This is a genomic window from Aeromonas sp. PS2Canimalfood6 (assembly GCF_048276795.1).
In the GTDB taxonomy this organism is placed as follows: domain Bacteria; phylum Pseudomonadota; class Gammaproteobacteria; order Enterobacterales; family Aeromonadaceae; genus Aeromonas; species Aeromonas caviae.
The window spans coordinates 1-12,860 of record NZ_JBLUXC010000083.1; the positions used below are offsets into that span (position 1 = coordinate 1).

General features: G+C 46.2%; 12 protein-coding genes and 1 pseudogene. 8 read left to right on the forward strand and 5 right to left on the reverse strand.

The window, feature by feature from the left end; translation table 11 throughout:
* A partial coding sequence (locus ACNPAA_RS19670) for a tyrosine-type recombinase/integrase (protein ID WP_417891961.1) occupies positions 1–953 on the forward strand: 953 nt, incomplete at its 5' end.
* A 459-nt stretch (positions 954–1,412) separates the two neighbouring features.
* Here ACNPAA_RS19670 and ACNPAA_RS19675 read toward each other — a convergent pair.
* The 5 genes from ACNPAA_RS19675 to ACNPAA_RS19695 form a co-directional block, all read right to left on the reverse strand.
* Positions 1,413–1,979 carry a TetR/AcrR family transcriptional regulator gene (locus ACNPAA_RS19675; RefSeq protein ID WP_059112251.1) on the reverse strand — a complete coding sequence of 189 codons (567 nt, stop codon included), beginning with the start codon at positions 1,977–1,979 and terminating at the stop codon, positions 1,413–1,415.
* Positions 1,980–2,079: 100 nt separating this feature from the next.
* Positions 2,080–2,634 carry an OsmC family protein gene (locus tag ACNPAA_RS19680; protein WP_041211544.1) on the reverse strand — a complete coding sequence of 185 codons (555 nt, stop codon included), beginning with the start codon at positions 2,632–2,634 and terminating at the stop codon, positions 2,080–2,082.
* A 95-nt stretch (positions 2,635–2,729) separates the two neighbouring features.
* Entirely contained in the window at positions 2,730–3,137 is a 408-nt protein-coding gene (locus ACNPAA_RS19685; protein WP_417891962.1) for a carboxymuconolactone decarboxylase family protein, read from the reverse strand.
* Complete coding sequence (locus tag ACNPAA_RS19690) at positions 3,094–3,888, reverse strand: SDR family NAD(P)-dependent oxidoreductase (RefSeq protein WP_201957414.1); 795 nt, start codon at positions 3,886–3,888, stop codon at positions 3,094–3,096. Before ACNPAA_RS19690 ends, ACNPAA_RS19685 begins: the two co-directional genes overlap by 44 nt.
* A gap of 163 nt (positions 3,889–4,051) precedes the next feature.
* A complete protein-coding gene (locus ACNPAA_RS19695) occupies positions 4,052–4,411 on the reverse strand; it encodes a thioredoxin family protein (protein ID WP_417891963.1) in 360 nt (119 codons plus the stop codon).
* A 318-nt stretch (positions 4,412–4,729) separates the two neighbouring features.
* Between ACNPAA_RS19695 and ACNPAA_RS19700 the strand changes: the two genes are divergently transcribed.
* From ACNPAA_RS19700 to ACNPAA_RS19730, 7 genes and pseudogenes are all read left to right on the forward strand, one after another.
* On the forward strand, positions 4,730–5,839 hold the full coding sequence (locus ACNPAA_RS19700) for an alkene reductase (protein WP_141116512.1): 1,110 nt from the start codon (positions 4,730–4,732) through the stop codon (positions 5,837–5,839).
* A gap of 31 nt (positions 5,840–5,870) precedes the next feature.
* Entirely contained in the window at positions 5,871–6,635 is a 765-nt protein-coding gene (locus ACNPAA_RS19705) for a DsbA family oxidoreductase (protein WP_234917622.1), read from the forward strand.
* A 156-nt stretch (positions 6,636–6,791) separates the two neighbouring features.
* A pseudogene (locus ACNPAA_RS19710) lies at positions 6,792–7,631 on the forward strand (IS256-like element ISAs3 family transposase); the annotation flags it as partial.
* A gap of 191 nt (positions 7,632–7,822) precedes the next feature.
* Positions 7,823–8,959, forward strand: a complete 1,137-nt coding sequence (locus ACNPAA_RS19715) for a tyrosine-type recombinase/integrase (RefSeq protein WP_042877944.1) — start codon at positions 7,823–7,825, stop codon at positions 8,957–8,959.
* A 282-nt stretch (positions 8,960–9,241) separates the two neighbouring features.
* On the forward strand, positions 9,242–9,517 hold the full coding sequence (locus tag ACNPAA_RS19720) for a hypothetical protein (RefSeq protein ID WP_417891964.1): 276 nt from the start codon (positions 9,242–9,244) through the stop codon (positions 9,515–9,517).
* Between the two features lie 413 nt (positions 9,518–9,930).
* The gene (locus tag ACNPAA_RS19725; RefSeq protein WP_235655435.1) at positions 9,931–11,640 is read left to right on the forward strand and encodes a relaxase/mobilization nuclease domain-containing protein; all 1,710 of its coding nucleotides are present in this window, start codon (positions 9,931–9,933) and stop codon (positions 11,638–11,640) included.
* 153 nt (positions 11,641–11,793) lie between these two features.
* Entirely contained in the window at positions 11,794–12,765 is a 972-nt protein-coding gene (locus ACNPAA_RS19730) for an AAA family ATPase (protein ID WP_417891965.1), read from the forward strand.
* Positions 12,766–12,860: the final 95 nt, after the last annotated feature.

Consider the following 12,860-nt stretch of genomic DNA (forward strand, 5'->3'; position numbering starts at 1 on the left):
GGATCATGCTCACCCACGCATTGGCGAGATTCATCGAGACTAAAACCAGTGAGGGGATCCAGCATAGGTCGGTGGGCCAGCTCCAACTTCGGATCAACGCCTTCGTCACCTGGGCCAAAGGGGTTAAAGTCGATGAGGTGACGCCCGCGCTGGCACAGGAGTACCGCAACAGCTTGCTGCGCAAGACCAACCTCAGTTTCAAAACCAAAGGAGATTACCTCGCCGCCCTGAAACAGTTCTTCCGTTGGTGCGTGGCGCTGGACTATTGCAGCCGTAACCCTTTTGATGGGTTGACGGCAGGCAAGAAGCCGCACAAACGGGCGGATGAGGAGCGAGTGCGCTGGCATCGCCCTCAACTGGCTCAGCTGTTTGCCAGCCTGCGCAGCAAACAATCCCAGAAAGGCAAAAAATTGAGAGTTCAAGACTGGTGGGTGCCCCTGCTGTGCCTGTATGCCGGGCTGCGACCCTCCGAGGCTTGCCAGCTCAAAACTCAGAACATCAAACAGGTTGAGGGGATTTGGTGTCTGATGGTCGATGCGGGAGAGGTGGATCAACAGCTCAAGAGTGCCAATGCGTACCGTACCGTGCCGCTACATAGTGCGTTGATCGGACATCAATTCCTGGACTATGTGGAGAGTCGTCGCGGTCAGGGGCAGGTATTTTTGTTCGACGACAAACCATCAGGCAAAGACGACGACTGGGCGCATAACATCACCTGTCGCTTCCAACGCCACCTCAATGATGCTGGCATCGTAGGTCAGGGCCGCCCCACCATTTACGGGATGAGACACACGTTTATCGATGAGCTGCAACAGGCGGACGTTGCTGAGCATATTGTGGCTGAGTTGGCGGGACATAGTAAAACAGGGATCACTTTTGGCCGCTATGGTAAACGGGTAAGCGTCTCTCTTTTGAAAGAAAAGATAGAGTTGATTCCCAGAGACTTAGTATAAGTGTCAATCCAGTACCGTCTGGTGAACTTTTGCTGTAGTGCTCATAGACGTATAAGCCCCAACTCAATGCTCACTTATCTGATAGGTGGGATTTACGGGAGAAAAGATCGGCTCAAACTGAAAAAATGAAATGACTGAGTCAGCCGAGAAGAATTTCCCCGCTTATTCGCACCTTCCATAGGCCAGGGTAAACGGATTTTGTCTGTGATCGGCGGCCTGGGCGGTGGCGGCAAAGCCTGCCAGCGCCGTCAGCACCATGGCACTGCCGTATCTATAAAAAAGCGCGGATTACTCCGCGCATAAAAACTTAGTGTTAAGACATCTTGGCTATGTTGGATAGTCCTCCTCTACTTGGCTGGTGTAATAAATAATAGAGCAGGGTGGGAAATACCCTACTATTATATGAGTTTTATTTGTCCGTAAAAAAGGGGTATATGAATGGAGACCGTGCCAGCCTAACTAAATTCTGGCTGCGACAATACGGCCAATCACACTTGGATCAAGTTCAAAGCCATCATCCATAGCCCACCTGACAAAACTACTACCTTCCATCAGGCTTAAAATCTGAAAAGCTATCTGCCGTGAATTTCCATCAGGAGAAAACTCACCGCTGGAGATGCCCATAGTTATTATTTTTTCAAGCCATTGCAATTGAATGTCAAAATACTTACGAGTTAGTGCTTGTAATTTTTCAGGCAATGCCGCCATTTCTGCTGCAAGTGCACCACATAAAGGTAACATTCCATCAGCCATTGCGGCTCTGAACAAAGAGGCGAATGCACATAGCCGACCAAATGCATTTGGAAAATCGTGTTCAATTCTATCGAAATCGAGAACGGAACGCTCAATATAAGACTCGATAATTACCACACCAAGGTCTTCTTTCTTAGGGAAATGGTGATGTATACTTGCTTTTCTTATCCCTACTACTTTTTCTAGGTCAGCATAACTAAATGCTGCATAGCCTCTGGAACGCAACATATACTCAGCAGATTTGATTAATGATTCTCTTGTATCAATAGACATATGGTGTACTACCTGCGTGAGGACATGGAGAGAGCATGCTATAACATCACGGATTAGAGGTAAATCTCGACGTAGCAAACTGCATGCTCTCTTCATTGCATTACTTCTCTGCAATGACCAGTTTGGGTACCATGCGAATGGCTCGTGAGAAGTTGGCATAGTTAGGCGATGTTTGAAGCACGGCGTTGTGGATCTCTTCTAACTGCGCATCAGTTCCATCAGAGTCGATGTAAACACTATATTGCACCTCGTCATAACCTGGATTGACAGCTTCATCCAATCCCAGGAAGCCGCGCAGGTCAAGCTCTCCTTTTGTGTCAATTTTCAGCGAGTTGATAGTGACCCCTTTGGTTGCCGCTATGGCAACGTAGCCAACCGTCATGCAGGCATTGAGGGCAGCCATCAGTAGTTCCTGGGGATTGGGAGCTGTATTGGTTCCCAATATTTCCGTTGGCTCATCTGCTGCGATATGGAAATTACGCTCATAGTTCTTACCACGCAGTTCATAGGATTTTATCGTAGACACAGAGCGTGTTTGACCGGCCCAACGAGTTTCCACATTGAAGCGCGCTTTCGATATGCTGGGATCTTGACTGACACCCTCAGCGAATTGCTGGAATTCGGTCATGTCAATGCCATTAACGATGTTTTTCATAATAATATTCCTGTATGTGACTTCCCCTATTATTCGATTAACAAAATAATCGGGAACATTAATTTCAGTAGTTAGTGTATAGTGACTCTATGAGCTCATACTCCATCGTAGGCGTCTAAAGTTCGGGCCGAGTAGACATATGCTGCACCAGCATTTAGAGCGATTGCAGTTCCCAAAGCAGCTGCAACCTCTTCTTTCGTTGCGCCAACTTTTTTGGCCGCCGCAGCATGAGCTGCGATACAACCATCGCATCGAGTGGTTACCGCAACGGCTAATGCAATGAGTTCATGAGTTTTCGGATCCAGTACATTACCAGCCCTTGTTGCGGCTTCCAGGTTATGAAATTCATGAGCCACAGGTTGATTTGCTTTGGCAAGATTACCCACGCTCTTGATAAGATCGGACAGTCTATTGCTCCATTCATTGATCATTTTTGGTACCTTTTTAGTTTGTTGAATTTTATTTTCCAAGCTTACGTGCAGCCATGACACCACCATCAACATCCCAGATCGCCCCGGTCACCCAAGATGCCTTATCTGAGAGAAGAAATACAATAGTCTCCGCAACATCACGTGGAGTGCCATTTCGGCCTAGTGGATGGAAATTACTGAAATCCTGTAGGGCACTATTTAGTTCTTCACCCGGAATGAAGCGTTCAAAAATACGAGTTTCCACAATGGCTGGGCTGACTGCATTTACACGAATGCCGTATCTTGCCAGTTCAGCAGCAGCATGCCGAGTCATCGTATCCAACCCGGTTTTCGCCATTGAATAGGCAGAGGCCGTAACAGTTTCAATCGCTTGGCGGGCAGCAACGGCCGTTACATTGACGATCGAACCGGTTTTATTCTGAGCTATGAGTGACGCTGTAATCTGCTGCGTAATAAAGAAGAATGCGCGGTTTAGATCGAGAAAATTGTTATAGTCATCAAGAGTATGTTCCAAGAATCCCTTGGGGTAATAAATTCCTGCGGAATTTACCAACATATCGATATCTTTGTGCTCAAGCGCTAACCGGCTAATCAGAGACTGCACACTGTCAAAATTTGATAAGTTTGCAGTTAACGCAAAGACTTTTTCGTCACCGCTTACAGTAGCAAGTTGTTTACGTGCTTCCTCAGCTTTCTCTGCCCGGCTTCCGACAATAACTACAGTTCCGCCTTGCTCGGCGACTATTAGCGCTGTTTCAAACCCTATGCCGCTTGTGCCGCCAATAACCAAGATCTTCTGACCTTCAAATTGTCTATTCTGCATAGTCTCACCTGCTGAGAATTTAGGATTAAACCAGACTACCAACTAGTAGGTTAAGGTTATGTGTGTCTGTTCTTCTTGTCAAGCTTCTGCTGGTTTTTATTGTTATCGACCCATGTTGACTGGCATACCATGCCTATGCAGCCGTTCTTTTTACCGTTTTTAGTCACACCCCCCCCCCTGGTTCAGAGCCTCGGAGTGTGGCGTCCTTCACCTCTGTCAGTGCGTGATGGTAATGTTCTGACGATTTCCCCCCGACGATGCGTTTGATCAGCTGTCCATCTTTGAACATCAGCACTGAGGGTAACCCCCAGATTTCATAGCGGGTGGTCAAAACAGGAGACTGATCAATGTTCACACTCCCAACAATCACAGAGTGTTCTAGCTGCTCAGCAAACTCATTAAAGAGCGCTTCACTATCGCGGCAAGGTGGGCACCAGGACGCAAAAAAGCGCACAACAGCCAACCCCTTGGTGCGCTCAATTTGGTGGAAGTTATTTTCGTTGCAGATGAACAACTCATGCATTTTTCGGTACCTCATTTGTGGGTTTTGGCATCAAGCGCATCTCATATAGAGCAGGCAGACATTCCTCCTGCACAGGAAGATGAACTCAATTAAGGCTCATTGATGGGCGTTGAAAAAATTGCAACAACACCATTGCCTACCTAGTAGTAGGTTGATAGACTGTCACAGTATCATCTTCCTTGCAACAGCGGCAACAAACTAGATAGTTGCATGCCTCCTGCTGGCGAGAATCTAACTAGTGGCCGCAGGGCTTGAGTGATATGCCTGGTTTGTCAGGCCATCCTGATATTTTTTATTTAACCTTTAGTGAGGTATTCGATGAGTAAGTTATTCACGCCCTACAATATGGCGAGTATCCATTTAAAAAACCGTGTTGTAATGGCTCCAATGACTCGAACCAGGACACTTAATGATGTTGCTGATGAGCTGGTTGCTCTTTATTACGCCCAACGGGCATCTGCTGGCCTTCTGATCACGGAAGGTCTTCCTGTGTCTGAAGAGGGCCGCGGCTATTTGTATACACCAGGCTTGTATAATGAGACACAGATGCAAGGCTGGCGGAAGGTTACTGATGCTGTCCATGCGAAAGGTGGTCGTATTTTTGCGCAGCTCTGGCATGTAGGTCGCATGTCGCATGTATCTCTGCTGCCTGGTAATCAGGCTCCTGTCTCGTCAGGAACAATACCTGCGACCAATACAACCGTGTTTGCATTTACGGAGTCTGGCGAGCCGGGCGCGGTTACCCCCAGTGAGCCGCGAGCACTGGAGACGGAAGAGGTCGGTCGCATTACAGAGGATTTTGTGAAATCTGCGCTGCTGGCAATAGAGGCTGGTTTTGATGGTGTCGAAGTCATGGCGGCCAATGGATTTATCTTTGATCAATTCTTAAGTAGCCAACTGAACACCAGAACAGATCGATACGGTGGAACTGTTGAAAACCGTCAGCGTTTCCTGATGGAAACTATCGATGCTATCTCAATGGCTATTGGTGAGGACAAAGTGGCAGTTCGCCTTTCACCATTCGGCCGTATTTACGACCTAGCACCGTATGATAATGAAGAGGAAACTTGGGCCAGCATCGCGTCAGCCCTCGGTCAACGTAAACTTGCTTATGTACATTTGTACTATCAACCGAACTACAATGCGGCCCCGAAAGAGGCTGATAGCTTCAAGAGTTCATTCCGCAACGTTTTTGACGGTACGATTATCGCTGCCGGCGGCTTCAATCGAAGCATTGCCGAAGAAGCGTTAGAAAAAGGTGAAGTGGATCTGGTGGCTTTTGGTGTTCCCTACATTGCCAACCCTGATTTGGTTGAGCGCATGCAAAATGATTGGCCACTGGCGGAAAGCGATCGTACAACCTATTACGGCATCAGTAGCTCTCCAGAGAAGGGATATACTGATTATCCAGCTTATCAACTAGAATAAACCAACGGCTATATAGCCTGGATAATATCCTATGTTACCGGGCTTTAATTTATATCATCCCAATCAATATTTAGTTAAATTTTTTGAGGTAGTTATGAATATACTCTCCCCACAAATAACCATTGATATTTGGTCCGATTTTGTCTGTCCATGGTGCTGGATAGCAAAGAAACGGTTCGAAAAAGCATTAGACGTTTTTGAAAATAAGGATAATGTGTTGATTCGCCACCACAGCTATCGTATAGCAAGTGAATTTGCGCCAGCACCTTTTAAGGCTGCAATGTATAAAAAATTTGGTACAGAACAAGGTGCCGAATTAATGATGAAGCAGATAAAAATTGCTGGTGAGTCAGAAGGGCTTTTGTATAACTTTGACACAATGCTGTTTGGTGATACCAAGGATGCACATGCCATGGTAAAGATGGCCGATCAGGTAGGTTTAGGAGAAAAACTAGCTGAGCGATTGTTCATGGCAAGCATCACTGAAGGGCGATCTATTTTTGACCATAAGGAGTTGGTTGCAATCTCCACAGAAGTGGGTGTTAGCCCTACAGATGCCGAAAATGCGCTCAATAGTAGAACACTGAGGGACGCCATCATTTCAGATGAAAACAACGCTCGCGCCATTGGTGCAAGCGGCGTACCGCTTTTCTTGCTCAACAACAGGTATTCTCTCAGTGGCGCCCAGCCTGCAAGTAGCTTTCTGGGCGTATTACAGCAGGCATGGGCTGACAAGCAGAATGAAGTAGTGATAACTAAAGGCCAAAGTTGCGAAGTGGGTGGGTGTAGTATCTAAAGAATGAATGGAAGATGAGTGTTGTAGAAGATCTGTGATCTGTAGTGAAGTCTCGTCTGCAAGGTCACAGTCATTTTTACTGAGCCTGTAAATCCAATTGTGTAACCGCCCACGAATAAGTAACTTTTTCAAAAGGATACCTTCGTGGGTAAGCAAATGGACCAAGACAAACTCAAAGCACTGGCCGCTGAGCTGGCCAAAGACATCAAATCTGAAAAAGATCTCGGCACCCTCACCCAACAGCTGATCAAGCTTACCGTCGAGACCGCGCTCAATGCCGAGATGGACGAGCATCTGGGCTATGAGAAACACGCTCCACAAGGCCGCGGGACCGGCAACAATCGCAATGGCTATTCCATCAAGCGCCTAAAAGGCCAGCATGGAGAGGTCACCATCCAGGCGCCTCGTGACCGTAACGCCTCCTTCGAGCCTCAGTTTGTCCGCAAGGGCCAGTCCCGCCTGACCCAGATGGACGACCAGATCCTCGCCCTCTACGCCAAAGGCTTGAGCACGCGCGATATCGTGGACGCGTTCAAAGAGATGTATGACGCCGACATCTCGGCGGGGCTGGTATCGAAGGTGACCGAACGTGTCATCGAGCAGGTCCACGAATGGCAAAACCGGCCGCTGGATCCGCTCTATCCCATCGTTTATCTGGACTGCATTGTACTGAAGATCCGCGCGAACCAGCGGGTGATCAACAAGTCGCTCTATCTGGCACTGGGCATCAATATGCAGGGTCACAAGGAGCTGTTGGGCCTGTGGCTGGCCGAGACCGAAGGGGCAAAGTTCTGGCTGTCGGTCCTGACCGAGCTGAAGAACCGCGGTCTGGAAGACATCCTGATCGCGTGTGTGGATGGTCTCAAGGGCTTCCCTGATGCCATTGCCGTGGAGTATCCCCAGACCAAGGTCCAACTGTGTATCGTCCACATGGTGCGCAACTCGTTGCGCTATGTCTCCTGGAAGGACTACAAGGCGGTGACGGCGGATCTGAAGCAGTCGTGCTCTACAACAGGGAAATTCAACCAGAAATCGTGCCCTGTGTGGCTCAGATGTTGTGGTGGAACGATATTATTTAAAAAACCAAATAATTTTCTTGACTTGTAATTTCGTTTGTGCATCAAAAATCTGTTGACTTATTTTTTTAATGCTCATAACCTATGCGCAAATCAACTGGATTAGAGCCGATGAACAATGATAAAAACTCACAGGCCAAAGATTTAAATAAGACTCTTGGACTGGCAATAAATGAAAATCTGAAATTTAAAGAAGCCCGCTATGCTGAATCAACCATTGGACCATATCGCCGCAAGAGCAAGCAGCTTGTAACTTGGTTCGGTAAGAAAAAGTTGATCGACTTTAGCTCTACAGACATAGAGATGATGGTCGTAAAACTTTTAAAGAAATATAATGGCTGTACAGTTAATCACTACCTGGAAATTCTGCGCAGTGTATTTGTTAGGGCGAAACTCGACGGTTTAATTCCATCTAATCCGATGGAAAACATAAAGAAATGTAAATTTACCAGAAAGAAGCCGAAACCATTCTTGCAGTCTGAGATTGCACTTTTGCTACAACAGAATAAGCAGGAAAACTATCAAATTGAAACTGCATTGATACAGGTAGGGATAGCAACTGGTTTACGAATTAGTGAACTGCTCGCCTTAAGTGCTGAAGTGGTTGACCTCGAAAAAAAGATGCTGACCATAGATCTGGCTTTGGTAAATGGTGTGTATAAAACCCCTAAAAATGAGGGGTCTAGACGAACAATAGAATTGACAGCGCAGGCAATAGAACCGCTAACTCTGCTGCTAGAACAAGCCAAGAATAGAAAGGCAAAAAATATAAAAGTCACGCAGAATGATAATCGAACTAAATTAATCGAATCTCGGACATTGTTAGCCTATTTTTGTGCAAAGCGGCGTCCTTACGCCTCAGTTGATGAATACAGAGAAAAATTCTTTAAACCGTACTGTATCTCTCTTGGCGTTGATTATCGCGGGCCGTCGCAATTCCGTCATACATTTGCCAGTCAACTATTGTCTGCCGGAATAAATGTACCATGGATTGCACGGCAGATGGGGCATGCTGGTACTGAAATGATTCAGCGCTGTTATGGCCAATGGTTAGTCGAGGATGCAGTCGATTTTGGAGCCCAGGCAGGAGCGGTTTTGCAACGGTGCTTACATTCGAATGCTGTAGATACGGTAGAGCAGTCTGCTGCGCCATCTGCCACATTGTACAGAAATTGGAATGAGTTGATGACCATGCCAGAGATGCAATCGATAATACCATTAATCGAAATGCTCCTTAAAAAGAAGTGAATTACGATAGCATAAATTAAAGAGAGTTATCGGGTTAATATGATCTAAGTGTGTACGGTATCGTTGCAGCTAAAAACTATCGTTGACGCTACTATCTAATCAGGCAGTTTATTGCTTTTAATAAAAAGAGCAAGGTCACTCCTACACCGTACAAATTGCGTTCCGCAATGTACGGTGTACGGAGCCTTGCCATGGCTGTCGCCCTGGACCTACCTGGGCTGCCGCCCAGACCCGCTAAATAAATATATAAATTAGAGCTGTTCAGCAGCCAGGAGACAATACGTGGGAAAAGAAAATAAAAAATTAAGGAATAGCAAAAATAACACTTTACGTGAGGAGCTTACAAGAGATCCTGATCTCATGCTGCTCATTGAAAGGGCCGTTATCAGGTGCATCAATGACGATGTCGCTGTCACTATTAACGGTATAGCTAGAGATGTAAATATGGATACAGACATCGTTCGACAAATGCTGCCGAGTTTTACAGAGATCCGTGATCATCGAATCGAGCTACGCTGCACATATGAGGAAAAACGTCGTTGGGAGAAAAAGGCTTAAAATGCAAGCATCACTGTATCGAGGTTAGCATCTCAATCTCTCACAAAATTGAAAATCGTCATTTCTCCAGCAGAAACATTACGCGACACAATAAATAATCTTATTGCGCAACAGACCGGGTTTTATAACAATTTCAATCAGCTGGTAAAATGGTGTAATTCCCATAAGGGCGATGTAAATCTACTTTTTATTTTATGCGAACTCAGGGAACTAGAAAAACAACATAAAGAGCAGGTTGATAAAATCAACGAGATGTTATCACCACAATTAACACAGCCATCTCGGGTTATACGCCATGACAAAAGCGATACTGCGACCCCAGACACTACATGGTCACACTCAGGTGAGGATGACGAGGATGCAGTGGAGGTAAATCCAGCATTAATCGAGAGTGAGTATGAGGAGCATGAGCTATGGCGGTGATTAGATTTTTTGCAACCAATGGGCAACGCCAGACTAAATCCAGCGCCCCAATAGATTACCTACTGGGTATCTACAGCGCTCTGACGCCGCAACAAAAAAATGAGCGTAGTACAATCGCTGATGCGATTAGGGTTGCTCGTGATAAAAATGACGCTCCATTGGTTCATCGGTTGAACCAACAACTGAGACTGATCCATGGTGTACAACGGACTCCACCACCTGAGCTGTTGGCTGGAAATCCACGAGACATCGCTTATGCAATCGAGATATCGCCACATAAATATAAATACACCAGCGGTGTCATTGCACATGCAATTGAGGACAACCAGACGCTGAGCTCCAATCCTGATATTGCTCAGGAATTTCGTGCATTGATGGAGGAGCTGGTTTTTGCGGGATTACCCATAGAGGACAGGATGATCTTGTGGGTACAACATACGCATGAACAAAATCTGGAGAATCATTTTTTAATCCCACGGATTAATCTGCGCACTGGAAAATATTTCAACCCTCACCCACCAGGTGCGGAAGGTGATTTTAATGCGATCCGTGATTACCTCAACCTGAAATATAACCTCGCACGTCCAGATGATCCGCGACGCCAGAGGCTGACAGGAACAATACCACGGTACAGTAAAAATGCGGACTTGATTGCAGCGTTATCTGATGCGGTGCAGTTACAGGTAACTCAGGGTCAGTTATGTAACCGACAAGCTGTGATTGATTGGCTGGAGCAACCTCAGACTCGACAAAGGTATGGTATTAGCGAAGTCGAGGCTAAAAAGGATTACATACGGATTGTGCCAGAGGGAAAGATCAAGGCTTTTCGGCTGAAAGGACCTTTATTTAGCCGTGCGTTTACCAGTATTGATGTGGTGAGACCGACGTTGACGATAACAACGCCTCCACAACCGTCGTTGGATGCACTCTGGCAGCAGATTGAGGAGCGGATAGCCAAACGCCGGGCCTTCAATCAGAGCCGCTATAACGTCACTGAGACGCTGCACCCAATGCCCTCTCCGAGGCCTGTGAGACGACCGACAGGTATGGCCGCAGTGATAACCCAGAGACATCGCAAACAGCCAACAAATGCTCTTTTTTGGCAACAGCAGATGCAGCTATATGCAGGTTACACACTGACCCCAATTAACCCTGAGGGAACCCTAGCAGTAGACACCGAAAAGGCATTAATTCAACTGCTGATGAAAATTTTGAGCGCTATTTTAGCATTACTAGGAGTGAATCATGAATTTAGAGAAACAATTATTAGAGTTGCTCAGTTTTATCAACACCGAGCAGATGAGCTCGATAGCAACACTCAGGGAGCAGGTTCAATCGCAGCATGTCACACAGCAGCAGATAATGAACGACCATCAGGTCTTGCTGACCATGGTGCAGCATTTGAACACGCATACCAGCGACAGCAACGTCTCTGCCGAGAACTTCATTCATCAGATGAGCGTTTCGCTCGAACAGTTGCAGGAGCAGGTTCAGACCTTGAGCGGCTCCGTAGAGAGTACGCAGAGGTCGGTGAGATTGCTACTCGAGGTCTTAGAATCATAATGGATAACCCTATATTAGCAGCCAAAAAAATTGCACGTTTCAGGATGAGGCCTGGAGCGTATGCATTAAAATCTCAGCACGAGCACTCTGGCCAGAGGACTGCACGTCATGAAATGGATTCAGATCTTTCTTTGTAAAATATTCTGAATGGCGTTTGTTTTTTATATTTGCGGAACATCATCAATACAAGATTACTTGCAATGTTTATCTTTATAAATAGCAATAATTAATATCTACCATTGATTTATAAAAACAACAAATAATAATAACTTTTTTTGGGAGGAGTATGTATGCTCCAGAATAGAATGTTAGCTTGGGGGGTTAGTGAGGGGCGGATTGCCAGTGAGCAAAAACCGATTTGGTTGTTGGACGAACTTATTGAGCAGGGTGATCAGTGGATCATCAATGGCGCCCCCAAATCTGGTAAATCTCTGGTCGCAACGCAGCTCGCATTGGCTATCGCCAGTGGAGGACAGTTCCTCAACTGGAGGAATCGAAATCCAGCACGAGTGTTGTATATGGATTTTGAGCTAAAAGATCGGTTGTTTTGGAAACGCTTTTTAACCATGACAGCACATAATAATGTGACTGACCAAACAATTGAGCGGAATTTTTTCCGGTGTGGTGATTTCCAGACAACGGATGTATTGGATCCTGTAGAGGCGAAAAAAATGATCTCCATCGTGAATGAGATCCAGCCTGACCTGATTATTTGGGATGTACTAGCTAGGATGCATACAGCGGCGGAAAATGATAACGGTTTGATGGGGCAGGTAATGCGGTCCATCAGAAAAATTAGCCGCTCCGCTGCACATATTGTTGTGCATCATGCCAGAAAATCTTCACCAGGAGCTGAGAACTATAATGCAGGTGCTGCTGGTATCAGAGGGGCATCATCCATTCATGGTGAGGCTGATGGGGTTATGTCACTAGCATTGCGGGATGGGCAGGGGGCTAGATTCAGCCTCAGATTTAGTTCGAGAGCGGTTGAAACTCCTGATGAGATTTTATTAAACCGAACAGAACATCTGATATTCGTCAGCGCGAATGATAGTGATAACAACACATTATTAACTTCTCTGAAAAAAGCTCTGAGTGGGCATACCTCAGTATCAGCAGCCGAGTTAGTGAACTCCTTTTGTGCGGAATTTTCCATACAGGAACGGCAGGCAAAAAACTATATCAGAAAATGCGTCGCAAATGCTTGGGTTCGGCGGGAGAGGAGGCCGGATAAAAGTAAGTATTCACCGGAACAGTATTGACACAGGAAAAATGAGACGATCGTCTCTTGATCCCACTTTCCTGCTTGCTTGATCCTGCTCCTTAGATACGCTCCCCCCATGAGCAAAAACACCAT